The sequence below is a fragment of the Capnocytophaga gingivalis genome, assembly GCF_002302415.1.
Lineage (GTDB): Bacteria > Bacteroidota > Bacteroidia > Flavobacteriales > Flavobacteriaceae > Capnocytophaga > Capnocytophaga gingivalis.
The window spans coordinates 1,064,096-1,090,113 of record NZ_CP022386.1; the positions used below are offsets into that span (position 1 = coordinate 1,064,096).

Below are 26,018 nucleotides of genomic sequence, written 5' to 3' on the forward strand. Positions count from 1 at the left end.
TTTTTGAATGAGTTGAATTATATAATTACCTCTGCCAAACTGCCTTTTTTGGTAGCATTCAGTCTCTGACTTCTGACCACTGACTACTGACTACTGACTACTGATCCAAACCACTAAACAAATCAGGTTGTATCACCTCTGGCGTAGCAGTTTCCTCCTCTTCGGTAGCGGTTTCCTCCTCTTGGGGTTCTTCGTATGGAAGTGGCTCCAAGGGGACAATCTCCTTGATACGCTCAGTAGAGAGCTGGTTGCCAATGGCTTTGATACCCTTGATAGCGATAAACTCTTCTATATTAACTATTTGGTTTTCAGCACGCTCTCTGCCTGTCTTGGTAAATACTACCTCGGCCATAGGACGCCACTGGGTGGAGACAAAGAGCAGCTGAGACTTAGGATGGTCGGAGATGACCAGTTCCTCTCGGTTAGGATTTTCCACCAAGAAGCGTTTGATAAAATAGCGTTCCTTTTCCCCTTCGTAATGGATTACTGAAATGGGCTTTTCAGGGTTCCATTTCTCTATAATCAGCAGGTTCGGGTCAAAGTGTAGGGAGAGGTCAGGGATTACCGTCTTGACGATGGCATCCTTGCTGATAAGTAGCAACCTATCCTCTCCCTTGAAGGAGCCGAGTAGCTCTCCACGCCCCTCGGTATTGAGACGGTGTACGATAGGGTCGTACCATATCTTGCGTGGCTTGAGGGTAGAAACGCCTTTTTCCTTGAGCTCTATACGCTTGATGGCATATTTGGTTACGATGTTTCCGCGAGAGGCTCTTCCTTTGATAAGGATATCGGCAAAATTGATATCCCATTTGAGCTTCTTCACGCTCCCTGCTTGGCGAAGTATAACAGAGATTACCTCGGCTTCCCCATTGGGGTTAGCCGAGAAATACAGTACTTGGGAGTCCTTATGAGGCTCTACCACATCGTATTCCTTGTCTCGGATAATTCCTGTAACAGTAAAGCGCTTGATATAGGAGATCTTATCATTCCCGTTGCGGTATACCAAATTGTATACTGTACGGGTGTCATTCTTCTTAAATACTCCTACATGAACAATATTCTTGCCTATATAGCTCTTTTCGGTAACCTTAGTGATAATCATCTTTCCATCGGCAGTGAAGACAATTATATCATCTATATCACTACAATCAGCTACATATTCGTCCTTCTTGAGGGATGTCCCTACGAAACCTTCTTCTCGATTGACATAGAGTTTGAGATTGCGCACGACAACCTTGGTTGCCTCAATGGTATCGAACGGACGTATTTCGGTCTTACGGTCTTTGCCCTTTCCGTATTTTTTTTGGAGATTTCTGAAATAATCTATGGCAAAGGCAATGAGGTTAGCCAAGTGATCTTTCACCTCTGCTATATTCTCTTCTATCTTGAGGAGATTTTCCTCCGCCTTGTAAGTATCATATTTAGTGATACGAATCATAGGAATCTGGGTGAGGCGCTCCAAGTCCTCATCGGTGATAGGGCGCAGGAGTTGTTCTGCAAAAGGCTCAAAGCGCTTATATAAGTAGGCATAGAGTGATTCCTTATCACTATAGTTTTTGAAGTCAATATACATCTCCTCACGGATAAATATTTTCTCCAAGGAAGCATTGTGCCACTTCTGCTCAAGGTCATCGAGCTTGACCTCCAATTCTTTTTTGAGAATCTCTACTGTCCTATCCGTGCTTTTCTTTAGGATATCACTTACCCCTATAAAGAGAGGTCTACTCCCCTCAATTACACAACAAAGAGGAGATACGGAGGTCTCACAATCGGTGAAAGCATAGAGTGCATCGATAGTCTTATCTGGAGAAATTCCTTTGGGCAAGTGTACTAATATTTCTACATTGGCAGCGGTATTGTCATCTACCTTAAGTACCTTTATCTTACCTTTTTCATTGGCTTTGAGAATAGAATCTATCAGGGAAGAGGTAGTGGTGCCAAAAGGTATCTCGGTGATGACCAAGGTAGATTTGTCCCTCTGAGCGATACGAGCTCGTACCCTGATACGCCCTCCACGCATACCATCACTGTATCCAGCAGCGTCCATAATCCCTGCGGTAGGGAAATCGGGATACAGCTCAAAGGGCTTGCCTTCGAGGTAAAGTACAGAAGCATCAATGAGTTCGTTGAAGTTATGAGGTAGGATTTTGGTAGAGAGTCCTACGGCAATTCCTTCTGCTCCTTGGGCTAAGAGCAGGGGAAACTTCACAGGTAGGTGTACAGGCTCGTCATTACGGCCGTCATAACTCTTCTGCCACTGGGTAACCTTAGGGCTAAAGAGGACGTCCAGAGCAAATTTGGAAAGGCGAGCCTCGATATATCGAGGAGCAGCAGCATCGTCGCCAGTGAGAATATTCCCCCAGCTTCCCTGAGTATCGATCAGCAATTCTTTTTGCCCAAGCTGAATAATAGCATCCCCTATGGAAGCATCGCCATGAGGGTGGTACTTCATGGTATTCCCTACTATATTGGCTACTTTGTTATAGCGACCATCCTCCAGCTCATCCATAGAGTGCATGATACGACGCTGTACAGGCTTAAAGCCATCCTCCAAGGCGGGGACAGCACGTTCGAGGATTACATAGGAGGCATAATCGAGAAACCAATTCTGGTACATCCCACTGATACGAGTAATGGTCTCTTGAGGTTCCCCTTGTAGGGCTTGTGGTGGTATAGGGTGTTCTTCCATAAAATAAGGTAAAAGGTAATAGATAATAGGTAATAGGACATCTGTTACCTGTTTCCTATTACCTATTACCTTATATTAAAATTGTTGTCCAAAGATAAAATGTGTCTCCCAACCATGAGGAGTGGTTTGTCCGTTGATACCATCATATCCATATCCGAAGTCAAACCCTAAGAGTCCAAGCATAGGCATAAAGATACGTACTCCAAAACCAGCAGAGCGCTTGATATCGAACGGATTGTACTGAGAGAAACTTCCGAAGGAGTTCGCCCCTTCTGCAAATACCAATCCGTAGATGGAAGCCATAGGCTTGAGGGTAATTGGGTAGCGTAATTCCAAAGAGAACTTGTTATAGATCACATCTCCATCGCGTGAGGAGAGAGATTGGTTCGGGTAACCACGCATTTGTATATATTCCCTACCCTCTAAAGAGTTGTAGGACATTCCATCTCCTCCTACTAAGAAACGTTCGAAAGGTACAGTACCTCTGTCTCTGTTATAGTATCCTAAGTAACCGAAATCCACAGCAGGGCGCAGTACGAGCTTATCTACGAGATTGAGATACCAGTTACCTTGCAATCGCAGCTTATAGTACTCCAACCACTTAAAGCGCTCTTGGTCTATCTCCCCGATACGGTTAGTATTCTTGTTAGCCTCCGCCACAGCACGCTGTTCCATGAGGGACTTGTAATCTACCCCATTGAAAAGAGAGTAAGGGGGAGTGAGCTTGGCTGTAATGGTAAAGTCACTACCTCCCAAAGGAAATATAGGGTTAGGCCCACTGGAACGACGACTTAGCGATACGGTATAAGCCAAGGCATTCGAATGTCCATTCCCAAAAGTAAAGAGCGTAGTGTTATAGTTCCTTAGGTCATAATAGTTGTAGCTGACGTACTGAGCCAATTGGAAATAATCATCAGGTACTCTCAGCCTTTTGGCCAATCCTAAAGTAACCCCTGTGATATAGAAGCGCTTGCTCTTATCTACATCATAGGTATAATAGTTATAGTCATAGCTCACAGAATAGTTGAACCCTATAGAGAACTGAACGGGTCTCTCTCCTCCCATCCATGGCTCCATGAAGGAGAAGCTAGCCACCCTATAAGCACGCCCTACACTGACATTGAGAGCTAACTTCTGGGCATCTCCCATAGGGAGGGGCTTATAGGACTTCTTATCGAAAATATTCTGTATAGAGAAGTTATTGAAGTTCAACCCGAGGGTTCCCATGAAGCCTCCCCCGCCATAACCTCCTTGCAGCTGTATCTGGCTGGAAGAACTGGTATCATTGAGCACATACTCTAAATCCACTGTACCGGAGTTCGGATCTGGATTCTTGATCTGAGGGTTGATGCTTTGTGCATCGAATATCCCCAACTGGGAAAGCTCTCGTACGGTACGGATTACATCTTCTTTGGAATAGAGATACCCTGGGCGTGTACGCAATTCTCGATAAATGACCTTATCATTGGTAGTGGTATTACCTGTTACCGTAATATTATTAAAGTGAGCCGGTTTCCCCTCATGGATACGTATCTCGAAATTGATCGTATCATTCACTACCGAAGTCTCCACAGGATTGATCTGAGAGAAAAGGTATCCTGTATTCTGGTAGAGGTTGGAGATACTATTGGCATCAGGATCTTTAGGGTCATTGATACGATTACGTAGCTGTACACCATTGTATATTTCTCCTTTCTTAAGTCCTAATATGTGATCCAACATCTGGTTGCTATAGACACTATTTCCGAGGAACTTAATATCACCAAAATAGTATTTTTTCCCTTCTTGCAAAGATATTTTTAGGTTGATATTCTCCTTGCCATCATAGAGAGTATCATGAGTGATACGCGCATCACGATATCCGTTTTCCTTATAGAAATCAATCAAGGAAGCTAAGTCTTCGTTGTACTTATCTTGCACATACTTAGAGCGTTTCCAGAAGCGTCCGAAGAAGCGTTGTTTGGTCTTTTTCATCTTGCGGCGGAGCTTGCTATCGGCAAATTTTTCATTTCCTTCAAACGATATACTATTGATTTTCACCTTGTTACCCCTATCTATACGGATAAGCATACGTTCCTTGGTACCCAAGGAATCCGCTGGAGAAGTAGTAATATGTACCTTGGTATTTAGGTAACCTTCCTTGCGATACTTATCAGTGATATAGGACTTAGTCTTGGCGATGAGGCTCTCATTGACCTTCTTTCTGGATTCCAAATGAGTCTTGTCCAATTCAAGCTTTTTGAGGAGTTCCTCTGCTTTTCTCTTGCGAATCCCCTCTACCTTGACCTCAGTGAGTTCAGGAATCTCCTGAATGACAAACTCCAAGAAGACCTTATCCCCCTCTGTTTTGGCTATATATATATCTATATCATTGAATACCTGATAGTTCCAAAGCTTATGAATGATTCGGGTAAATCGTTCGCTGGGGATGGTAATCCTATCTCCAACCTTCAGTCCAGAGGCAACAATGATAGTCTGTGCATTGTAGTGCTTAGCTCCTTTGACCTCTATGCCCCCAATGACAAAATCTCTACCTTTTTCCAAAGCGGTAAGATTCTGTTCCTGCGAGAGGGTATCAATAACAGCCACCGACTGGAGAGTATCTCTCACAGTAGTAGCCTGATGGGTTTCCTCTTGTTGCCCATAGGCGGTATGGAGAAAAAGTATCCCAAAAATGTATATGAAAGTTCTTCTCATACTAACTAAGTTGTTCACTGGTTTTTCCAAATCTGCGTTCTCTATTTTGATAATTAAAAAGTGCTTTATGTAGTTCCTCTGAAGAAAAGTCAGGCCATAGGACATCGGTAAAGTAGAGCTCAGCATAAGCTATTTGCCAGAGCAAGAAGTTACTAATACGACATTCTCCACTGGTACGTATAAGCAAGTCCACGGGAGGAATCTCCTTGGTATAAAGAGCCGCTTGCACTCTCTCTGCAGTGATTTCGTCCAAGGAGAGTTCGCCCTGCTGTACCTTTTGAGCTATGTGTTGTACCATCTGGAGGATCTCCTGTTGTCCTCCATATCCCAAAGCCAAGCTTACCACAGTCTTGGTATTACCCTTAGTAGCTTCCATGGCTTTGTGGAGTTCCTTTTGGATTTTGGAAGGCAAGCTTTCTAAATCCCCTATAGCATTGAGGCGTACATTGTTCTGCTGCATGATCTCCACCTCTTTCTTAAGATAACGAGATAGTAAGTGCATAAGCGCCTCCACTTCCAGTTTGGGGCGCTTCCAGTTCTCTGTAGAAAAAGTATAGAGAGTCAGGTAAGGAATCCCTAACTGGGTTACCTCCTGTATAATTTCGCGCACGGTCTTAGCGCCTTTTTCATGCCCCAAAATGCGTTGTTTGCCTCGTTGTTTTGCCCAACGCCCATTCCCGTCCATGATAATTGCCAAATGTCGGGGGAGCATTTTACTTTCTATATCCATTGGCTTATCTGCAAGTTACTATCAAGTGTGCAAAGATATGATTTTTTTGGCAAACCTGAAAAAATTTATATCTTATTTGGCAAATTCGAAACAATTACATTTTTTAGCTCCGAAGGTATAGGTAAGGTATAGTCCTGATACCATGTACCAATCGTTGGTATTGAGATTGCCGAAGTGTACCCCTTTGCCCGATTTACTTCCATCAAGATTGTTGGTAAAGGTATAGCGCATACTCACTTCTGCCCCTACTAAGAAGCGGGATCCCCATAGGCGAGTCTTGACACCCAAGGTAAAAGGTATTGCCCATGATTCATCACGCTCTGGGTAGGTCTGATACTTGGCATGCTGACTGGGGGTGGTAATATCGTCAAAATACAATCGATCCATCTTGAAATAATAGAAGCCTGTATGTACATAGGGGGTAAAAAGAAGCTTAAAAGGCTCATGGGTATCGAAATGCAGAAAATCATACTCCACACCTGCTCCCATCTCGACCATGCGATTCTGGAAAGCAAAGTCCCTGTTACGACGGGCATCGGTGGTGGCTCTACGGTCGCTATCCCAGAGGTCAAACCACTTGATATCGGCACGTAGAGAGAGCTGTTTGCGGATATTGCGCTTGTAGAGTAAGCCTATAGCGGGCTTGGTGGGAAAGACATAATAAGTAGAACCAATGTCCGCAATGGGGTTCACTCCTCCGAAGAAAACCCCTATTTCATTATACTGCCCCCACCCCTTCGTGATGGCACAGCAGGTAAGTATCAACCAAAGAAAATATTTATGCATTACTCTATAATTGTTAATCGTTAATTGTTAATTTCAGGGGAAGGTTAAGTTTTCGATTTAGTAAGAACTAATCACTGATTATTGCCCTGCAAAAGAGATTGTACCGCTGAGAGACAGAGACTAAAAAGTACAGCATACCAAAATCCCTCAATATGAATTCCCTCAATAAGCCTATCTGCCAATATTATAATAATGGTATTGATAATGATGAGGAACAATCCAAAGGTGATCATGGTAATAGGTAAAGAAAGTACTATCAAGATCGGCTTTAGAAATATATTGAGTACTCCCACTACCAAGGCAAATAACAAGGCATCCGAAAAATCCCTTACTTGGATATGAGGCAATACCTTGCTCAGCCCCAATATGAGAATACTGGTAATAATCAGATTGACTATATACTTCATTTTGTGATTATTTTTGTAGGAATTGATAAGTAATTTCGAAAAATTCTTTAGGCTTTTCCACCTGTACCCAGTGTCCAGCATCGGGTATGGTTACAGCCTCAGCCTTAGGAAAATGTTGCATGATCAGGGGCATATCCTCTGGCAATACATAGTGAGACTTTCCTCCTATCAAAAAGAGTGTTTTCCCTTGATAGATAGTTCCTACCGGGAGCGCTGTACCTATCTCGGCTACACGCTCACGCAGTACAGGTAGGTTGATACGCAGGGCCAACTGATCTGCTGTCTTTCTATAGACATTCTTAAGCAAGAACTGGCGTATAGGGACATCTATGATGAACTTGCCTAACTGCTGATCAGCCTGCTCACGAGTCTTGATCTGAGAAAAGTCCAAGGTAGAGAGGGCATCCAAGATGACCTTGTGGTGCACTGGATAGTACTTAGGCGACATATCGACCACCACGATACGTTCAGCCCGCTCAGGATAAGTGACTGCCAAGAGCATAGTAGTCTTCCCTCCCATAGAATGCCCAATAAGAGGTGCTGAGGCGATCTGGTGATAATCCATATAGCGAATCAGATCCTCCATCATAAGAGTATACGAAAATTCAGGAGAATGAAAGCTATGCCCATGATTACGAGCATCAATCACATGTACCTGATACCCTTTTTCAGCAAAGTGAAGGGAGTGGGTACGCCAGTTGTCCCCCATACCTAAGAAACCATGAAGGATAATTAGCGGCTTTCCCTCTCCTACTATTTGAGAATTAATAAGCTCCATATTATTATACTATTTGAGACGATACAGATACATACTCACCACATTCTGAAGGCCTAAGTAGAGAGCCTCACTAATGAGGGCGTGCCCTATGGAGACTTCCAAAAGGCCAGGTATCTGCTCTTTGAAATATTGTAAATTGTCCAAACTAAGATCATGCCCTGCATTGAGCCCCAACCCGACCTTCTGAGCTACCTCAGCAGCCTGTACATAAGGGCGAATCCCCTCCTTGTTGCCACGAGCGTACTCTCGAGCATAGGCTTCTGTATAGAGTTCCACACGGTCGGTTCCTGTTTTAGCAGCAGCCTCCACCATACGTTCTACAGGATCTACAAAGAGAGAGGTGCGAATCCCATGACGCTTGAACTCGGCAACAATTTCCGTCAGATATGCCCCATGAGTAAGGGTATCCCAACCAGCATTGGAGGTAATAGCATCCTCAGCATCAGGGACAAGGGTTACTTGTGTAGGCTTCACCTTGAGGACAAGGTCTACAAACTTAGGAATGGGATTCCCTTCTATATTGTATTCTGTATGTACTATTTCCTTGAGATCTAAGGCATCTTGGTAGCGGATATGGCGCTCATCGGGTCGTGGGTGTATGGTAATCCCCTCCGCTCCAAAGTCTTGTAAATCAGTAGCTACTTGCAACAAATTAGGAACATTCCCACCTCGTGAATTGCGAAGAGTAGCTATCTTATTGATATTTACACTGAGCTTTGTCATTTGAATATACTTTTAACAAGGGGCAAAGGTACAAATTATCCTCCACATTTACAATCAGGGCCACCCCCACATTTTTTTTTCTTAGTGAAAAAGAATTTTTTTACTAAAAAAACAATGGCTAATGCCACTAAAGCATAGGTAATAATATCTTGTATCATCTGTATACTATTTTCGTGACAAAGGTACAAAATAATGACAAATAATTAATGCTCAATGATTAATGACAAACAATAAATTTCAAAATATTGTAAATCAAATATTTGCAAATTTATTTCACTAAAAATAAAAAAAAATTCTTGAAAAAAATGCTTTTAAATTTTTTTTTTCGGAAAAAATATGTACCTTTGCAAAGATTTTTTTACTATCTTTTTTATTAAAAGATTATTTTTTTAAATTAGAAAATGGAATACCGACTCACGGAACTCATATTAGCACAGCGAAACAACATTACCAATACGCTTCCAAAGAAAAAAGCAGAGGATTTTATAGATGGTCTATACCGCTTGCTCTTCTCCTTGGATACAGAACCTTGCCAATGTAGTTATGAGGTAGAACAAAAACTGAAAGCCAAACAGTTGGAATTTTCCGAGATTATCTATGACTATTTCAGAGATAACCAACGTGCTCAGCAGGCAACCACTACCTTTTTCTCTTCTATAGAGGAGGTCTACTGCCGATTGCTCCGCGATGCACAAGCCATCTTGGACAATGACCCTGCGGCACAGAATTTGGAAGAAGTATATATAGCTTACCCTGGCTTCTATGCGATTGTGGTACATCGCTTTGCCCATCAGCTATGGCTACAGGACTTGAAGCTTTTAGCCCGCGTGTGGAGCGAATTTGCCCATAGCAAGACCGGAATAGACATTCACCCTGGTGCGCAGATAGGAGACAATTTCTGTATAGACCACGGAACAGGTATTGTCATAGGAGAGACCTGTGTGATTGGTAATAATGTAAAAATATACCAAGGAGTTACCCTTGGGGCGCTATCGGTAGCCAAGGATAAGAAAGATACCGTACGCCACCCGAATATTGGTGACAATGTGGTCATCTACTCCGGAGCAACCATCTTGGGTAGTGGACATATAGGACACGACAGCACTATAGGGGGCAATGTATGGCTTACCGAAGGAATAGACCCCTATACCGTAATCTATTACAAGAGTGAGATGATAACCAAAGGAAAAAACCTATCACCTGAACCTATATTTTTTCATATATAAACCTTAATACATAACCTATAATTATATTTTTATGAAGTACAACAACATTTTGGGAGCTATCGGAAACACTCCCGTGATTCGTTTGGCCAAGCTTTTCCCTTCACACCAAGTTTGGATTAAGCTTGAGAAGAGCAACCCTGGAGGAAGTATCAAGGATCGTATCGCCTTGGCTATGATTGAGCAAGCTGAAAAACAAGGGCTTATCAACAAAGATACCACTATTATAGAACCCACCTCTGGGAATACTGGAGTAGGTCTTGCTCTTGTAGCAGCTGTAAAAGGGTACAAGCTCATTCTGGTAATGCCTGAATCCATGAGTGTGGAGCGCCGCAAATTGGTCTCTGCCTATGGAGCTTCTTTTGTGCTTACTCCTAAAGAAAAAGGTACTGGGGGTGCTGTAGAGAAAGCCAAAGAATTGGCCGCTTCTATCCCTAATTCTTGGGTACCTCAACAGTTCGAAAACCCTGCCAACCCCGAGATACACCGCCTAACGACAGCACAAGAAATCGTGAGCGACTTCCCCGAAGGAGTAGACTACTTTATCTCTGGAATTGGTACCGGAGGGCATCTCTCTGGAATTGGAGAAATACTCAAAGCGAAATTCCCTCAGACCAAAGTATTCGGTATAGAACCTGCCACCTCTGCTGTGCTTAGCGGAAACAAACCCGGCCCTCACCCACTACAAGGTATCGGAACAGGCTTTATCCCTAAGACACTCAATACTTCTATCTATGATGGTATCATCACCATTGATAAAGATGAAGCTTATGACTATACCCGCCGCTTAGCCCGAACAGAAGGTATCTTAGCAGGTATCTCCACTGGAACTTCTTTAGCCGCTATCGCTAAGAAACTCCCTGAAATCAAAGCTAATGAAGTGGTGCTTACTGTCAACTATGACTCTGGAGACCGCTACTGGTCTGTAGCTGACCTCTTCGAGGAAAACCCTAATTAATGATTAATGACTCCCATTAGTATTGGAAATTAACCATTGAAGACTAACAATTATTTATGCGTTTACTTATCCAGCGAGTCAAAGAAGCACAAGTAGCCATTGGAGGAAGGATTCATTCCCAGATCTCCCAAGGGCTACTTCTGCTTTTAGGTATAGAAGAGAGTGATAGCCAAGAGGATATTGATTTTCTCTGTAAGAAAACAACTCAAATCCGTCTGTTCAACGATGATAATGGGGTGATGAACCTCTCGGTACAGGAAGCAGGTGGTGCCCTAATGGTAGTAAGTCAATTCACCCTATATGCCCAGACAAAGAAGGGGAACCGCCCCTCCTACATTCGAGCGGCAAGACCCGAAAGGGCAATTCCTCTATATGAGCAGTTTGTCCATACCCTACAACAACTATCAGGAAAGGAAATTGCCACAGGAGTATTCGGAGCCGATATGCAGGTAAGCCTATGCAACGATGGCCCTGTTACTATCTTTATCGACAGCAAAATGCGTGACTTCTAAAGAAGAAATCACGCATTTTTTTATAAATAAGGTTTCGACAATATTTACGCTCTTACTGGAAGGTTCATCACAAGGTCTATATACAAGTTCACCTTGTCCTTGAGCTCCTTACGATTGACAATAAAATCCAAGAAGCCATGTTCTTGTACAAACTCTGCTGTTTGGAAGCCTTCTGGCAAGTCTTTTCCTGTGGTATCCTTTACCACACGAGGCCCTGCAAAGCCTATCAGTGCGCCAGGTTCGGCTATATTGATATCCCCCAGCATAGCAAAGGAGGCAGTCACCCCACCTGTAGTAGGATCTGTACAAAGTGAGATATAAGGCAAGCCAGCATCATCAAGCTGAGCGAGCTTGGCGGAAGTTTTGGCCATCTGCATCAGAGAGAAAGCAGCCTCCATCATACGAGCTCCTCCGGACTTGGAGATCATCATAAAAGGCAATCGGTTCTTGATGGCATAGTCGATCCCGCGGGCAATCTTCTCCCCTACGACACTTCCCATAGAGCCTCCGATGAAGTCAAAATCCATACAAGCAATAACAATCTCACGCCCTTTGGACTCTCCTACTGCACAGCGCACAGCATCATATAGATCCGTTTTCTTCTGAGCTTCCTTGAGCCTGTCTTTGTATCGCTTTGTATCCTCAAAATCCAAAGGATCCTTGGACTTCATGGTCTTGTCCAACTCGCTGAACTTCCCATCGAAAAGAATTTCAAAATATTCCTTGCTACCTATACGAACATGATAGCCATCCTCAGGGCTTATATAACAGTTCTGAGCAAGCTCTTCTGTTTCTACAATTTTCCCAGTAGGAGACTTGTACCACAATCCCTGTGGAATATCTTTTTTCTCCTCTGTGGCGGTCTGTATCCCCTTTGTTTTTCTCTTAAACCAAGACATATATTTTTCATTCTCTTAGCCCATATCCATCTCTGACATAGTTCTCTTTCACAAGATACATTCTAAGAATTTTTGCAGGGCAAAGTTACTATTTTTTTCTCAGATGGCGATTTCTTTTTATGTTAATATTGACAAGTTTTTATTCACAATTTATAACATATTGAAAATCAAATATATACGAATTCTTTGTGAAAAATATTTCTTTTTGAAAAAAATAACACCTTAAAATGTTTTTATTTAGAAATAAAAATGTAACTTTGCAGTAAATATTAAATATTACCGTTATGTCTAAAGTAGGAAATGCATTAGCTGCTCTGCTTGTAGGAGCTGCTATTGGTGCAGGAGTAGGAATTCTTTTTGCTCCTGACGAAGGAAAGAAAACACGCAAGCGTATCCGCAAGTCCTTAGAAGGAGTTTCTGACAATCTCAGAGATCGTCTCACTCACCTGAATGAGGATTTGAAGGAGAAAAAGCTCAAATTCAAAGGCACCTTGGAGGAAAATGTAGAGAAACTTCTTTCCAAGTCTAGCTATAAGGCAGAGGAACTTATCAATGCTTTAGAGCGTAAACTCGAGGACCTAAAAAAGGCCAATGCTAAATTTCAAAAATAACCCCTAAGCAAATCATTATGGCACTCCAGCAACTAAAGGAAACCGCACAGACCCTCCCCGATGAGGTACAGTCCACCTTGAATTCTCATTCAGAGTACTACAAGCTATATATATTCCGTATCATAGCCAAGTCCACTATGGGCTTTGTAAGCCTATTTGTGGTAGCCCTCTTTGTGCTAATCATTGCGTTTTTCTTAGCTTGTGCCTCTGCTTTTGCTTTAGGAGAATGGCTCGGTAGTATGGCCTTAGGATTCCTCATCATGGGAAGTGTATTCCTTATCATTCTATTTGTTATCTACAAATGGAGAAAGAGTTTTGTACACAAGCCTATATTAGGAAAATTATCTGAAATATATTTCAAAGAATAGTACTATGGAAAGAAAATACACCTCACTGGATGAAATAGAAAAAGACCTACACGCCCTAAAGCTTAAAAAGGACGTAGACTTGATGTGCCTAAAGACTGACTATCAGACTCTTGTACGCAATCTCTCCGTTTCTCAGTTGTTCTCAGACTCTGTCTCTGAACTTACACAAGCCTTTGTGAGCAAGCAGAAGAGCCTTCTTTCCTTAGCAGCAGGATTTCTGCTTAGAAGATTTTTTAGATAGGTAGTAGCCAATATTTTACACTATTTTTTTAAAAAAATAAGGTGTAAAATTTTGATATATGCAAAAAAGGTTGTACTTTTGCACCCTGAAAAAAGCGAGGTCTTGTAGCTCAGCTGGTTAGAGCACCTGACTCATAATCAGGGGGTCCTTGGTTCGAGCCCAAGCTGGACCACCTCAAAGAAAAAGCACTTACAATCATGTAAGTGCTTTTGTTATTTGTAAGTAGAACTGCCTTAAGCTAGGGATCACTATAACAATGTTATCTGAGACAACTCCTTCCCTATCTCTCTTATTCCATTTTGAATTTCTAAAAGTCTTTTTTCGGATGCCTTACTTTTCCCCGTTGCATATTTTCTTATCATCACTGGGCTAACGGCTATTCTGCGTGCCAACTCAGCCATATTGAGTTCAGGAAGCTGTTTGCTTATACCGTCCAACTCTATTTCATAGACAAACTCTACTCCATTTTTGTAACGATTGACAAAATCCCAATCATTATCTTTTTCACATTCCTCCATAAGTATTTTGTCAATATTTTTTGCTCTTCTTATATAGGGCGAATTGCCATTCGCCCCTACATATATCTACACTAATTTTATGAGGCTTTACTTATTAATCATAATTTGCTTAAAATCTTCTCTACAATCAGTCTAATTCATTAAAAAAATTAGAGACACTTTTTACTCATAAAAAGTGTCTCTAAATTATTACAATTTAAAACTATTCAGTTTTATTTCTAAAGACAAGGCCATTGTCAAAGGAATCTATCAATACCAGACTACCTGCCTTGATCTTTCCTTGGAGTATTTCCTTGGAAAGAGCATTCATTACTTCTTTCTGGATAACACGCTTTACAGGTCGTGCTCCAAACTGAGGATCATATCCACGCTTAGCCAAGTAATCTATCGCTTCATTGGTAGCCTCCAAGGTGATGTTCTCACGGGCTACTAACTTGATGATACCACCCAACTGCAAGCGTACAATTTGCTTGATATTGTCCTGAGTAAGAGGTGTAAACATTACTATATCATCTATACGATTGATAAATTCAGGACGCACTGTTTGCTTGAGCAATTGTAGTACTTCTTCTTTTGCCTTCTCGGTGGCTTCCTCTGTATCCTTATATTTTTCAAAACTTTCCTGAATGAGGTGGCTACCCATATTGGAAGTCATGATAATAATCGTATTCTTGAAGTCGGCCGTACGCCCCTTATTGTCTGTAAGTCGTCCTTCGTCCAAGACCTGCAAAAGAATATTGAACGTATCAGGGTGTGCCTTCTCTATCTCATCCAATAAGACTACAGAGTAAGGGCGACGACGCACGGCTTCGGTGAGTTGTCCACCTTCGTCATACCCTACATATCCGGGAGGTGCTCCTACCAAACGGCTCACCGCATGTTTTTCCTGATATTCACTCATATCGATACGAGTCATGGCATTCTCATCGTCAAAGAGATATTCGGCCAAGGCCTTGGCAAGCTCGGTTTTCCCAACCCCAGTGGTACCTAAGAAAAGGAAAGAACCTATAGGTTTTTTAGGATCCTGCAAGCCTGCACGACTACGGCGGATAGCATCAGAAACAGCCGCGATGGCTTCTTCCTGTCCTACTACGCGCTTGTGAAGCTCTTCCTCTAAGTGAAGGAGCTTTTCACGCTCGCCCTGCATCATCTTGGTTACTGGCACTCCCGTCCATTTGGCAATCACCTCAGCGATATCCTCACGGGTAACCTCTTCCTTGATCATGGTCATCTCATGCTTGTCGATTTCCTTTTGGAGTGCTTCAAGCTTTTCTTCCTCTTGGGTTATCTTCCCATAACGGAGTTCGGCCACCTTACCATAATTACCCTCACGTTCGGCACGCTCGGCCTCTATCTTATAGTTTTCTATATTGTTCTTGGCGGCTTGTATCTCGTCCACAAGGGTCTTTTCTCCCTGCCATTTGGTAAAGAGAGCATTGCGTTCTTCCCTTAGGTTACCTACCTCTGCATTGAGCATACGGAGTTTTTCCTCATCATTTTCACGCTTGATGGCCTCTATTTCAATCTCCAGCTGCATGATCTTACGGTCGAGTACATCGAGCTCCTCAGGCTTGGAGTTGATCTCCATACGAAGCTTAGCAGCCGCCTCATCCATCAGGTCAATAGCCTTGTCCGGTAAGTAGCGGTTAGGAATATATCGCTCGGAGAGCTCTACCGCTGCAATGATAGCCTCATCCTTGATACGTACCTTATGGTGTGCTTCATATTTTTCCTTGATACCACGAAGAATAGAAATAGCACTCTCAGTATCAGGCTCTTCGACCATTACTTTTTGAAAACGACGCTCTAGTGCCTTATCCTTTTCGAAATACTTCTGGTATTCATCCAAAGTTGTTGCCCCAATGGCGCGAAGTTCTCCACGTGCCAAAGCTGGTTTTAGAATATTAGCGGCATCCATAGCCCCTTCTCCTCCACCTGCTCCTACAAGAGTATGGATTTCATCGATAAAAAGAATGATATTACCATCGGAAGAAGTTACTTCTTTTACTACCGATTTGAGTCGTTCCTCGAACTCTCCCTTGTACTTCGCTCCTGCAATAAGAGCCCCCATATCCAAGGAATAGATTGTTTTATCTTTTAGATTTTCAGGCACGTCTCCATTGACAATACGGTGTGCTAGTCCTTCGGCAATAGCTGTCTTCCCTACCCCAGGTTCCCCTACGAGCATAGGATTGTTCTTGGTACGACGGGAAAGAATCTGAAGTACACGACGAATCTCCTCATCACGCCCGATGACAGGGTCTAGCTTGCCACTGTGTGCCAACTGGGTTAGGTTCTTCGCATACTTATTGAGTGAATTGTAGGTATCTTCTGCTGAAGCGGAAGTAACACGCTCGCCCTTGCGAAGCTCGGTAATGACCTTCTCAAATTCCTTTTCAGTCACTCCCTGTTCCTTGAGCGCTTGTCCTACTTGGTTTTTTACCTTGAAAATAGCCAAGAGCAAGTGCTCTATGGAGACATACTCATCATTCCTTTTCTTAGCAATATTACTTGCTTCCAGAAGTACTTCTCCTGCGGTACGAGAGAGCGACATTTGACCTCCCTGTACCTTAGGATAAGAAGCCAAAGCCTTATCCACCGCTTGAGAGAGTGTAGCGGTATTCACTTGCAACTTTTTAAGTACAAAAGGCAGTACGTTATTGTCCACCTCTTGGATACCCTTGAAGATATGCTCTACTTGGATATCTTGTTGCCCAAGACCCTGAGCCAGTTGCTGAGCTCTTTGGATAGCCTCTTGGGACTTAATAGTATAGTTGTCAAAATTCATTTTCTTTACAATTTAAGGGTTATAGAATTAATTATTAAGGAGTGAGGTTCTTAGAAATTAAAGAATTATAGAATTAGGTTGTTCTTTTAATTCTTCACTTTCTTCCCCCTCCTTGTCCCTTATCTATCAAGAAGTATTCCAAATCTCAAAAACTGACAAATTGGCATGTTTTTAAGATTTTATACTTACAGAAAAAGAAATTTATTTTGATTTTCAATTGATTAAAACATGTAAAAATGACATGTTTTCTTATTACAGAAAGTATCTAATGAAGAAATATAATCTTGAGAAGGCATTAATAGACGCAGATGCAATAAATTGCGTCTTTGTATTCTGTATTAAAAAATGACAAACTGGTATATTTTACTCCTTGATTCGTCTTATTATCTTTTCTCTAAACTCCCTGATCAAATCCTTAAACTCCTCAGGCAGATAGGTAAGTGCTTTCTGCTCAATTTCTTTAGGAATACCATAATAAGCCTCGGCTATACCGCCTGTAATGGCGGCAAGGGTATCACTATCACCCCCTATGGAGACGGCAAGGCGAAGGGCACTCTCGAAATCGTGGCTTTCTAAAAAGCAGATAATGGCTTGTGGTACTGTCCCTTGGCAAGTTTCATCGAAACGATATGTTCGGCGAAGCTCCTGACAAGTCATAGAGAGGTCATACCCATAGAGCCAGCAGACTTTCTTTTTTATCTGTTCTTTGTTTTTTCCCTCAAGAGCCAAAGCAATGGCATAAGCGACACACTCAGCACCCTTGACCCCTTCTGGATGGTTGTGAGTACATTCAGCACTCTCGCGAGCAAAACTTAGCACCTGGTCCATGCTCCCTAACCAACCACAAGGAGAGACACGCATAGCAGAACCATTGCCAAAACTATTGTATGGTTGTGGATTTTCACTACGTATCCACTGACCAAAACGCCCTCCATAAGATCCCATAGGCGAAGGGTATCTCCTACACCAATAGAGCAGACTATCCTTGAAAGATTTTCCATGAAGCAGTGCATCAGCGATGGCGATGGTACATATAGTATCATCGGTAAAGCTGTTATCAGAAGTAAACAACTCAAAATCTGTAGTATGGATATTGGCAAACTCATATCGAGAACCTACAATATCTCCTATAATAGCACCTAACATAACGAATAGTGAATGAATGATTAATGAATAATGACCAATAACTAATACCCAAGAGGATTAGTTATTGGTCATTTGTACTTATAGAAGTGGAGAATACGGGATTCGAACCCGTGACCTTTTGCATGCCATGCAAACGCGCTAGCCAGCTGCGCCAATCCCCCATTATTTTTCAGCGGCAAAGGTACACCTTTTTTCTGAATCTTCCTAATCTTTTTTTATTTTTTTCTTCCAGAACGCTCTAAGATATAACAAATGAATACCTAATATACAGATGTTTGTTATAGAAACCTTTTCTTCAAAAATATTTTCGTAATTTTGCCCGAAGAATATTAGATTTTATTCCTCATACCCAAACAAATAAAGTGTAAGCTACTAAAAGACTTTTCGCTATTCTACCTTATGGCCTTCTTGCTATTGGTATTTATCATTTTCTTTATAGGATTCTTCCTCTATAGAGAAGAAGAGCTCTCCCCTACTGGTATCCGTTATCCTATGATCTGGGGGATTTGCTATGCATATCAAGAAGTTTTTTACTTTGTGCAGCGATATATCCCTTTGTTCTTTCCTTGCGCCTTTCTTTCTGTAGCCCTATTATCTTTCCCTCTGGGGACTTTGTTTGCCCTTATCATCAATGGGCTTCTTAACAAAATAGATTTGGAGAAAAAATAAAACTATCCTGAAAAAACATCAAGATAGTTTTTGAAAAAGTGGTCTCACCAAGAATCGAACTTGGATCAAAAGTTTAGGAAACTTCTATTCTATCCGTTGAACTATGAGACCCCTTCTATTATTGAGGCGCAAAGATACAAAAAATAATGATTAATTATTAATTATTATTTGTTAATTCTTAAACTGGCCTCTGTTTACTAACCTTTGGCAACTGAACGACGGATTTCTCCTATCCAAAGTACTATACTGGTGGCTCCGATGATAATAGCCCAATCCACTAACTGCAATGGAGTTACACTGAACATTCCTCCCCCAAAGGTAGTGATAAATACTTGTCCTAAGACAATCGCTGCAGCAATCATCAAGAAACCTTGGCTCTTACCCATATTATGGAAAGCACTCCTTCCTGTACGATAGGCTTTGGCATTGAACATATTCCAGAACTGCAAGAATACAAAAATGGAAAAGAACAACGAAAGCTCATAAGCAGATAGGCTTCCCTTGGGTGCTCCAAAGTGAAAGAAGTGGCTCATATAGTCCCCTAAAGAGAATTGTGTCAAGCTGGTAATATCTTCGTTTTTAAAATATTGTATAAATCCAAAGAGTAGTAATACAAAGAATCCACCTACCCCGAAGATTCCCTTGGCCATGGCACGGCTGATGATATTTGCCTTGCGTGGACGTGGCTTGTCATGCATCACACGGTGGCTTGGTGGCAAGGATGCCAAAGCCAAAGCCGCAAAAGTATCCATAATAAGGTTCACCCATAGCATCTGGGTTACAGTCAAAGGTGATTCTACCCCTAAGAAAGCCCCAATGAGCACAATGATACACGCAGCCACATTGATCGTCATCTGGAAGAGAATAAAGCGCTGAATGTTCAAGTAGAGCGAGCGCCCCCACATCACCGCCTTGCCAATACTACTAAAGGAGTTGTCCAAGATAGTAATATCACTGGCTTCCTTGGCTACAGAGGTACCATCGCCCATGGAAAGTCCTACCTGAGCCGCCTTGAGCGCTGGGGCATCGTTAGTCCCGTCACCAGTTACAGCGACTACTTCTCCTTTTTGTTGCAACAGGTTCACCAAGCGCGCTTTGTCCAGCGGACGTGCACGAGAGATGACTCTAAGGTCACTCACACGCTCCAAGAGGTCAGCATCGCTCATAGTGGCAAACTCAGCTCCTGTGATATGGTTGCGATCGGTACAGCTCTCGTCCCATAGGCGTATCTGTCGAGCAATTTCCTTGGCAGTACCTGGGGTATCCCCTGTTACAATCTTCACCTGAATGCCCGCCTGCATACATTCCTCAATAGCTGCAGGCACGTCTGCACGAACAGGATCAGAAATAGCTGTGACACCGATAAAATGTAATCCTTTGACTACTAACTTGCCATTTTCGGAGATGATCGCTTTAGGATCGTCTATTTCCTTGTAAGCAAAACCAATGGTGCGCATCGCCTGGTTTTGGTATTGGAGCAACTTAACTTCGAAATCAGCTTGGGAGAGAGTCGAATTTAGTCTTCCTCCCTCCTGACAGAAAGTCATCACAATCTCAGGAGCCCCTTTTACATAGAGTATATTTTTCTTTAGCGTAGGTGAATAGATGAGCGTCGCCATATACTTACGCTCGGTGGAGAAGGTAAGCTGTTGTAGCACTTCACTTTCCTCACGTATAGGCAAGTAGTTGATACCCTTGCCATAGAGCCAAAGAAGAAGCGCCCCTTCGGTAGGATTGCCCAGTACACTGGGTTTTTCCTTATCAGAAAAATCAAGATAAGCAGTGGAATTGACCGCCATAGACTCGGCGATAAGTCGATCGGCGAAAGAACTATCTGGGAACTGATTAAAGTATGTTTCGTAGATAGTCATTTGATTCTGAGTGAGTGTACCTGTTTTGTCGGTACAGATTACTGTAGTAGCTCCCATGGTCTCGCAAGCATGCATCTTGCGTACGAGGTTGTTGGTAGCCATCATACTGCGCATACTGTAGGCCAAACTCAGGGTAACACTCATAGGCAACCCCTCCGGCACAGCAACCACTACTACTGTAATAGCAATCATCACAGTATTAAGTAGATACCCTCCGAAAGACACCCAATCAAGGTTATCCAAACTATGGGTAGGATCTGCAAAATAAACAATCAGTCTTCCTACGATGACAAGGGCAGCAATTCCGTAACTCACCTTGGTAATAAGGTCAGCCAAACGGTCTAACTGCTCATTGAGTGGTGTTTTTACAGAATCATCGATCTGTACCCCCTCGAACACTTTCCCATATTCGGTAGCATCTCCCACCTTTTTTACCTCAAAAATACCATGTCCATCGGCTACTGAAGTACCGCGGCATACATAATTAGTAGGATAGGTAGCTTCTGCCTCGAAGTCCTCTGGAAGAATGCTCTTGTGTACGAGGGGTTCCCCTGTAAGGGTGGATTCATTCAGGTGAAGGGAGACAGCCTCCAACAACTCCCCATCGGCAGGTACTTCCTCTCCTGTCTCAATGATGACAATGTCCCCCACGACAATATCCTTCTTTAGCACTTGAGTGATGCGTTCATTGCGAATGACCTTGTAATAAATATCGTCATTGACCTGATTGAGGATTTCAAATTGCTTGTTTGCTTTTTGTTCAAAGTAGAAAGCGACTCCGGTGGCTAAAAGAATCGCAAAGAGGATACCCACAGGCTCTAAGAAAGCATGGATACCGGTATCATGTACTGTATATTCGTAGAAAGAAACTCCAAAAGAAAAGACCAACGCCACCAATAGGATGATGATGATAGGGTCGGTAAATTTCTCTAAGAACTGTTTCCAGAGTGGTTCCCCCTCCACCGCAGTAAAGGTGTTTTCGCCATACTTTTGGCGACTTTCAACAACTTGGGCATCGGTAAGCCCTTTGTAGTGATGTTTTTCAGACATATAAAGATATCATTTACAAGGGGCAAAAATACTATTTTTATCTGAATAAAGAGAGGTTTTGGGATTTATATTTTTCCCATGTTAAGAAGTTTTGGAGGAAATAGGTAAAAAATCACTTTGCCATGATTTCTAAAAACTGTTGGGGAGAGAGTATAGAGAGATCATCTACAGCAAAATCTTTGATATTGCGAGTGATGAGCATGGGGATATGGTGTTCTTTGGCAGTGAAATACTGAAAAGCGTCTTCTAAATCCTTAAACGAGGATTGATGGGCTAAGAAGATGATTCTTTCATTAAAGGGGAGGATCTTGGCAAACCCATAAAGGATTTCTAATTGTTCTTTTACCTCGCTGATTCTGAATTTTTTAGATAAGAGATAGGCTATTGTGGCAACAGATAAGGAACTTATATTGACCTTTATATTTCTCATAGCACAATAGTCAAAGAGTCTCTCTGCATTTTTGTAAAATCCTCTCCTTTCAAAAAGATAGTCTAAAAGGATATTTGTATCTACAAACACTTGTTTCATTATGCTAATTCTTTCTCTTCAAGATATTTATATCGTTCAACTTCTGAATCCATACCTTTTAATACTCCCTTTAGTTTTCTAAAAGCAGCCATTTTTTCTCTGTAATCAACAACAGGCATCTCGTCATAAATAGATATGAATTCCTCCAATTTTTCTATTATATATTCATTCAGATCAAAGTCATTTTCCTTAGCACATTGTTGAGCCTTTTCAAGAGTAACGGGATCTATGTCTATAGTGTATTGCATGATTGTCAGTTTTTAGGGGTTAGTAATATGGGTGCAAATATACGATTTTAATCATCATCACCCCACCAGTGTCCATGACTAGATTCACTATGATGATTCTCAGAAGTATTGTTCTGGTTATAATCAATAAATTTTTTGATAGAAATCCCTGTGGCAGCTACAGAAGCCAGTAGAGAAAGAATAAGTATTCCCTTAGCTAAGCCATAGATAAAAGCAAAATATAGCCCTACTCCCGATAATAAAATGACTACAGCCCCTCCTATAAAAGCTATTTCTCCTAAGAAAGGCAATAGAGAGGCTACAAAAACAAATAAAGCTAATATCCCTACGATAACCCCTAAGAGCGCTACAAGGGTTTTCTTCGTGCCTTGAGCACGAGAAGGGGTAAGCTGTTTTTCCACGTATTTGTTGAAGTCTATGCCTTTTTCCTGCGCATAGAGCTGTGCTTTCTGGAAAATAATAGGATCTATGTCAATAGTATACTGCATATCTGTAAATATTTATGGGGCAAATATACAACTTTTTCAGGAAATATAATAGCAAATAATTCTTATTTCACTTCAGACTCACTGCGAATACCTTTTTCATCTATTCGGCAGCACCACTTTACATAAGGATAGTACTCTGTAGTGTTTGCCGTTACATAGCCCGAGGCAACAAGGTCATCACGATTGTTCTGCTCATCCCCATCGCCCATATAGATATTTACTTTCAAACCTTCGTATAAGGATATCAGCTCTCCACATACATTCTCTCGAGCGTCTTTTTGAGAAAATAGTACCAGATCATACTCCAAGAGTTCGTTGAAATCTACAGAAAAAAGCAGGTGAGTGTCTGTCTTTTCCCATAAGTCCTTTACAAAGCCGTAAGCTATCTCATTCTCAGGTTTTATCTGTTGGATCGTAGTGGGCAGGTACCAGCCACGACCGCCTATTTTTAGGTGGTCATAGTAGGCAAGTGCCTTTACTCGACAGCCATGGGAGAACCAGTGCAAAGGATGCTTTTCATAATCCCGCAATAAGCGGGGTGTATCCTCCACAGCGACCAAAGCTACTACTTGCGCTCCATAACGTACCAGTACTAAGTCGCCTACAAGGAGCTTTTCGAAAGTCTGTACCGCCTTGCCTGAGCAACCTATATAGCCCGTAGCAACAATACGACGGGTGTCTTCGGTTGTCCAAGTAGTAGCGCCAGTGGGGTGAAGTTGTATATGCCAAAGATTCATATTGTAGGTAATTTATATTGAAGTAAAAAATCCTTCACCTCCTGCGTAATTCTCCTGCTTTCACGCGCTTTTTGGATGGTTTTGTTTTGGGCAAAGGGAGAGAGGGTTTGGCTTTGAATAAGAGGCAGGGTTGCTTCGTACTGTTTGGCCAAGGCAGTGGCGAAGTACCAAGCAATCATCATATTGACATAGTATTCGTCCGACTGGATGCTGGCAACGAGGGAGAGCATTTCATTCTCAAAGTAGTCATCTAAGTAATTGGACAACAGCAGCCCTATGCCATAGCGAATGGTGTAGGGCTGTGGGCTTTTGAGCCACTGGAGGATATGGACATAGGTCTCCCTTGGGTGCTTCTGAAAGAGCTTAGGAGAAAAGGTATCACACACCGCCCAATTATCTATATAAGGCAAAAAGGCTTCCGTATAGGCGATGGCCTTGTCAAAGGCTTTCACTTGTTCTATGAGAAAGCCATGTAAGAGGTTTTCCTCATGGTAGTAGTGGGGAAGTGAGTTGAGGAACAGCGCTACGGCTTCAGGCTGTTGCTTAGTAAGGTCTTTGGCTGCTTTGCGTAGGGCAGGCAGGCGTACCCCTATGATACGCTCACGGGAAAGAGTAGGGATAAGCTTATGTGTAAAATCACCATAGGGTATATCTTGCAGCGTAAGCAACAATGGTACAAAGGAGCTTGCTTGGGACATGATCAGAAGGTTCGTTAGAGAAGACAAAGGTACAAAAAAATAACAGTTTTTCGTGGTAATTCTCTATTTATTTCGTACTTTTGCCCTTTGCTTAGAGGAACATTGAACATTGAACATTGAACATTGAACATTGAACATTGAACATTGAACATTGAACATTGAACATTGAACATTGAACATTGAACATTGAACATTGATAATTAAACATTAAAAAAGTGCTTACCGAACAAGAATTACATAATTTGGCGATGAATATCGTGGGAGAGGCTTTGCAGGAGCTGGGCTGGGAGTTCTTATTGGTCAATAGTGACCGCAAGAAGAACCCTCAGTTTGTCTGTATAGATCCGCAGGGACAAAAGAGCTTTATCATTGTACGCCCTATTTTGCAAGGGGATGACCCCGATGTATACGACCCTGTCCTGATGGAAGCTGTACACCGCAAGGCACAGGAGCATAAGGGCGATGCCTATTGGGCAGGTGTAGGGCTCTATGATGTAGCCAACCCATTAGCCCCATTGGAGCATGGCAAGTCCTACCAAGTGGATTTCAGAGGTCTTTTAAAAATTGAATAAATGAAATATCTATATACCTTATGTATAGCCGTCTTAGTGACCGCTTGTGAGACGACCCCAAAGGAGAATGTCTATTATATAAAAGGGGAGGCACAAGGTACTACCTATAGTATTACTTATATTGCCAAAGCTCCTGTGGAAAAGACAGCTATTGATTCTATACTACAGGTCATAGACCTATCGATGTCTACCTATATAGATAACTCTTTGATCTCCAAAATAAACAGGGGAAAAAATCTACCTATAGATCCACATTTTGAGAAGGTTTTTTCAGCTTCTTTTGATATATATTGGCAGAGTAAAGGAGCCTTTGACCCTTCTATAGGACAACTGATCAATGCTTGGGGCTTTGGCAAAAAGGAAAACCATATCCCGCCTACTCAAAAGCAGATAGATAGCCTGCTTGCCCTAACTGGTATGGATAAGGTGCATTACATAGACACCCCCAGAGGTGCTTTTATAAGAAAGGATAACCCTAATATACAATTGAATTTCAACGCGATAGCACAAGGTTATACCTCCGATGTGATTGCCGATTACTTTCGCTCTAATCAAATCTCCAATTTTATTGTAGAAGTAGGGGGTGAGTTGGCTATTTATGGGAAGAATATCCTCAAGGACAAGCCTTGGAGAATAGGTATCGATAACCCTCTGCAAAAACCAGAAGAAGATAGGGAGATTATCGCTACTGTGGAGCTAACAGATTGTGGCTTGGCTACTTCCGGAAACTACCGCAAGCTCTGGACGGATTCGATTTCTGGGCAGAAATATGTACATACCATTAACCCTAAGACAGGTCGTCCACAACCAAGTAATCTGCTCAGTGCTACTGTGATAGCACCTTCGGCTATGCTTGCCGATGGCTATGCTACTACCCTGATGGCCTTGGGAGGCATAGAGAAGGCTAAGGACTTCCTTGCACAGCACAAAGAGCTCAAGGCAGTGCTCCTCTATTCCGATGAAGCCCATAAGGGACAGATACAGAAGTATGTGACTGAGAACCTTTCCGTAGAGTTCGAGAACCAAACCTTATCCGAAAATTAATTTGCGAATATTCGCTTGTTAGTTCCATTTTTATTACT

27 protein-coding genes and 3 tRNA genes are annotated in these 26,018 nt (G+C 42.2%); 10 read left to right on the forward strand and 20 right to left on the reverse strand.

Features of this window, described 5'->3' with window-relative positions:
• Positions 1 to 97: 97 nt before the first annotated feature.
• The 8 genes from CGC50_RS04885 to CGC50_RS04920 all read right to left on the reverse strand — a co-directional run bounded on the left by CGC50_RS04885 (position 98) and on the right by CGC50_RS04920 (position 8,968).
• Positions 98 to 2,689, reverse strand: coding sequence for a DNA gyrase/topoisomerase IV subunit A (locus CGC50_RS04885; RefSeq protein ID WP_095909927.1), 2,592 nt, complete (start codon positions 2,687 to 2,689; stop codon positions 98 to 100).
• A gap of 75 nt (positions 2,690 to 2,764) precedes the next feature.
• The gene (locus CGC50_RS04890) at positions 2,765 to 5,386 is read right to left on the reverse strand and encodes a BamA/OMP85 family outer membrane protein (protein WP_198541637.1); all 2,622 of its coding nucleotides are present in this window, start codon (positions 5,384 to 5,386) and stop codon (positions 2,765 to 2,767) included.
• Position 5,387: 1 nt separating this feature from the next.
• Positions 5,388 to 6,116, reverse strand: coding sequence for an isoprenyl transferase (locus CGC50_RS04895; RefSeq protein ID WP_095909928.1), 729 nt, complete (start codon positions 6,114 to 6,116; stop codon positions 5,388 to 5,390).
• A 72-nt stretch (positions 6,117 to 6,188) separates the two neighbouring features.
• A complete protein-coding gene (gene porG / locus CGC50_RS04900; protein ID WP_002669354.1) occupies positions 6,189 to 6,902 on the reverse strand; it encodes a type IX secretion system protein PorG in 714 nt (237 codons plus the stop codon).
• Positions 6,903 to 6,973: 71 nt separating this feature from the next.
• Positions 6,974 to 7,309 carry a phage holin family protein gene (locus tag CGC50_RS04905; RefSeq protein ID WP_002669168.1) on the reverse strand — a complete coding sequence of 112 codons (336 nt, stop codon included), beginning with the start codon at positions 7,307 to 7,309 and terminating at the stop codon, positions 6,974 to 6,976.
• A 7-nt stretch (positions 7,310 to 7,316) separates the two neighbouring features.
• Positions 7,317 to 8,087, reverse strand: a complete 771-nt coding sequence (locus CGC50_RS04910) for an alpha/beta fold hydrolase (protein ID WP_095909929.1) — start codon at positions 8,085 to 8,087, stop codon at positions 7,317 to 7,319.
• Positions 8,088 to 8,096: 9 nt separating this feature from the next.
• Positions 8,097 to 8,810, reverse strand: coding sequence for a pyridoxine 5'-phosphate synthase (locus CGC50_RS04915; protein WP_002669372.1), 714 nt, complete (start codon positions 8,808 to 8,810; stop codon positions 8,097 to 8,099).
• A 35-nt stretch (positions 8,811 to 8,845) separates the two neighbouring features.
• Positions 8,846 to 8,968 carry a FeoB-associated Cys-rich membrane protein gene (locus tag CGC50_RS04920; protein ID WP_095909930.1) on the reverse strand — a complete coding sequence of 41 codons (123 nt, stop codon included), beginning with the start codon at positions 8,966 to 8,968 and terminating at the stop codon, positions 8,846 to 8,848.
• A 243-nt stretch (positions 8,969 to 9,211) separates the two neighbouring features.
• Between CGC50_RS04920 and epsC the strand changes: the two genes are divergently transcribed.
• The 3 genes from epsC to dtd are packed head-to-tail and all read left to right on the forward strand — an operon-like array spanning position 9,212 to position 11,503.
• Entirely contained in the window at positions 9,212 to 10,036 is an 825-nt protein-coding gene (gene epsC / locus CGC50_RS04925; RefSeq protein WP_002669366.1) for a serine O-acetyltransferase EpsC, read from the forward strand.
• Between the two features lie 31 nt (positions 10,037 to 10,067).
• Positions 10,068 to 10,991: a cysteine synthase A gene (gene cysK / locus CGC50_RS04930; RefSeq protein ID WP_002669337.1), complete on the forward strand. Its 924-nt coding sequence runs from the start codon at positions 10,068 to 10,070 to the stop codon at positions 10,989 to 10,991.
• 56 nt (positions 10,992 to 11,047) lie between these two features.
• Entirely contained in the window at positions 11,048 to 11,503 is a 456-nt protein-coding gene (gene dtd, locus CGC50_RS04935; protein ID WP_002669264.1) for a D-aminoacyl-tRNA deacylase, read from the forward strand.
• A 44-nt stretch (positions 11,504 to 11,547) separates the two neighbouring features.
• Here dtd and accD read toward each other — a convergent pair whose 3' ends face one another.
• Positions 11,548 to 12,402 carry an acetyl-CoA carboxylase, carboxyltransferase subunit beta gene (gene accD, locus CGC50_RS04940; protein WP_002669238.1) on the reverse strand — a complete coding sequence of 285 codons (855 nt, stop codon included), beginning with the start codon at positions 12,400 to 12,402 and terminating at the stop codon, positions 11,548 to 11,550.
• Between the two features lie 284 nt (positions 12,403 to 12,686).
• Here accD and CGC50_RS04945 point away from each other — a divergent pair, with 284 nt between their 5' ends.
• The 4 genes from CGC50_RS04945 (at position 12,687) to CGC50_RS04960 (ending at position 13,794) form a co-directional block, all read left to right on the forward strand.
• Entirely contained in the window at positions 12,687 to 13,013 is a 327-nt protein-coding gene (locus CGC50_RS04945; protein WP_002669188.1) for a YtxH domain-containing protein, read from the forward strand.
• A 17-nt stretch (positions 13,014 to 13,030) separates the two neighbouring features.
• Positions 13,031 to 13,381 (forward strand): hypothetical protein, encoded by a 351-nt coding sequence (locus tag CGC50_RS04950; RefSeq protein ID WP_002669195.1) that lies wholly within the window; start codon positions 13,031 to 13,033, stop codon positions 13,379 to 13,381.
• A 4-nt stretch (positions 13,382 to 13,385) separates the two neighbouring features.
• Positions 13,386 to 13,622 carry a DUF6327 family protein gene (locus tag CGC50_RS04955; RefSeq protein WP_002669290.1) on the forward strand — a complete coding sequence of 79 codons (237 nt, stop codon included), beginning with the start codon at positions 13,386 to 13,388 and terminating at the stop codon, positions 13,620 to 13,622.
• A 98-nt stretch (positions 13,623 to 13,720) separates the two neighbouring features.
• A tRNA-Ile gene (locus tag CGC50_RS04960) sits at positions 13,721 to 13,794 on the forward strand.
• A gap of 76 nt (positions 13,795 to 13,870) precedes the next feature.
• Here the strand turns inward: CGC50_RS04960 and CGC50_RS04965 are convergent.
• From CGC50_RS04965 to CGC50_RS04980, 4 genes are all read right to left on the reverse strand, one after another.
• Positions 13,871 to 14,140, reverse strand: a complete 270-nt coding sequence (locus tag CGC50_RS04965; RefSeq protein ID WP_002669266.1) for a transcriptional regulator — start codon at positions 14,138 to 14,140, stop codon at positions 13,871 to 13,873.
• 202 nt (positions 14,141 to 14,342) lie between these two features.
• Positions 14,343 to 16,928, reverse strand: coding sequence for an ATP-dependent chaperone ClpB (clpB, locus tag CGC50_RS04970; RefSeq protein WP_095909931.1), 2,586 nt, complete (start codon positions 16,926 to 16,928; stop codon positions 14,343 to 14,345).
• A 363-nt stretch (positions 16,929 to 17,291) separates the two neighbouring features.
• Positions 17,292 to 18,074: an ADP-ribosylglycohydrolase family protein gene (locus CGC50_RS04975; RefSeq protein WP_095909932.1), complete on the reverse strand. Its 783-nt coding sequence runs from the start codon at positions 18,072 to 18,074 to the stop codon at positions 17,292 to 17,294.
• 87 nt (positions 18,075 to 18,161) lie between these two features.
• A tRNA-Ala gene (locus tag CGC50_RS04980) sits at positions 18,162 to 18,235 on the reverse strand.
• A gap of 238 nt (positions 18,236 to 18,473) precedes the next feature.
• Here CGC50_RS04980 and CGC50_RS04985 point away from each other — a divergent pair.
• Positions 18,474 to 18,743 (forward strand): hypothetical protein, encoded by a 270-nt coding sequence (locus CGC50_RS04985; RefSeq protein ID WP_232781194.1) that lies wholly within the window; start codon positions 18,474 to 18,476, stop codon positions 18,741 to 18,743.
• Positions 18,744 to 18,782: 39 nt separating this feature from the next.
• Here CGC50_RS04985 and CGC50_RS04990 read toward each other — a convergent pair.
• The 7 genes from CGC50_RS04990 to CGC50_RS05020 form a co-directional block, all read right to left on the reverse strand.
• Positions 18,783 to 18,854 (reverse strand) — tRNA-Arg (locus CGC50_RS04990).
• Positions 18,855 to 18,940: 86 nt separating this feature from the next.
• The gene (locus CGC50_RS04995; protein ID WP_095909934.1) at positions 18,941 to 21,664 is read right to left on the reverse strand and encodes a calcium-translocating P-type ATPase, PMCA-type; all 2,724 of its coding nucleotides are present in this window, start codon (positions 21,662 to 21,664) and stop codon (positions 18,941 to 18,943) included.
• 112 nt (positions 21,665 to 21,776) lie between these two features.
• Complete coding sequence (locus CGC50_RS05000) at positions 21,777 to 22,193, reverse strand: type II toxin-antitoxin system VapC family toxin (RefSeq protein ID WP_095909935.1); 417 nt, start codon at positions 22,191 to 22,193, stop codon at positions 21,777 to 21,779.
• Positions 22,193 to 22,441, reverse strand: coding sequence for a hypothetical protein (locus CGC50_RS05005; protein ID WP_095909936.1), 249 nt, complete (start codon positions 22,439 to 22,441; stop codon positions 22,193 to 22,195). The genes CGC50_RS05000 and CGC50_RS05005 overlap by 1 nt, the downstream gene beginning before the upstream one ends.
• Before the next feature lie 47 nt (positions 22,442 to 22,488).
• Positions 22,489 to 22,929 carry a hypothetical protein gene (locus CGC50_RS05010; protein ID WP_095909937.1) on the reverse strand — a complete coding sequence of 147 codons (441 nt, stop codon included), beginning with the start codon at positions 22,927 to 22,929 and terminating at the stop codon, positions 22,489 to 22,491.
• Between the two features lie 62 nt (positions 22,930 to 22,991).
• Positions 22,992 to 23,666: a hypothetical protein gene (locus CGC50_RS05015; RefSeq protein WP_095909938.1), complete on the reverse strand. Its 675-nt coding sequence runs from the start codon at positions 23,664 to 23,666 to the stop codon at positions 22,992 to 22,994.
• On the reverse strand, positions 23,663 to 24,364 hold the full coding sequence (locus tag CGC50_RS05020; RefSeq protein ID WP_095909939.1) for a DNA alkylation repair protein: 702 nt from the start codon (positions 24,362 to 24,364) through the stop codon (positions 23,663 to 23,665). Before CGC50_RS05020 ends, CGC50_RS05015 begins: the two co-directional genes overlap by 4 nt.
• Before the next feature lie 248 nt (positions 24,365 to 24,612).
• On the opposite strand from CGC50_RS05020, the gene CGC50_RS05025 reads away from it, so the two are divergent.
• Together CGC50_RS05025 and CGC50_RS05030 are read left to right on the forward strand one after the other, a co-directional pair.
• Positions 24,613 to 24,936, forward strand: a complete 324-nt coding sequence (locus tag CGC50_RS05025; protein WP_050769241.1) for a hypothetical protein — start codon at positions 24,613 to 24,615, stop codon at positions 24,934 to 24,936.
• Entirely contained in the window at positions 24,937 to 25,980 is a 1,044-nt protein-coding gene (locus tag CGC50_RS05030; RefSeq protein WP_095909940.1) for an FAD:protein FMN transferase, read from the forward strand.
• The last annotated feature ends 38 nt before the right edge of the window (positions 25,981 to 26,018 follow it).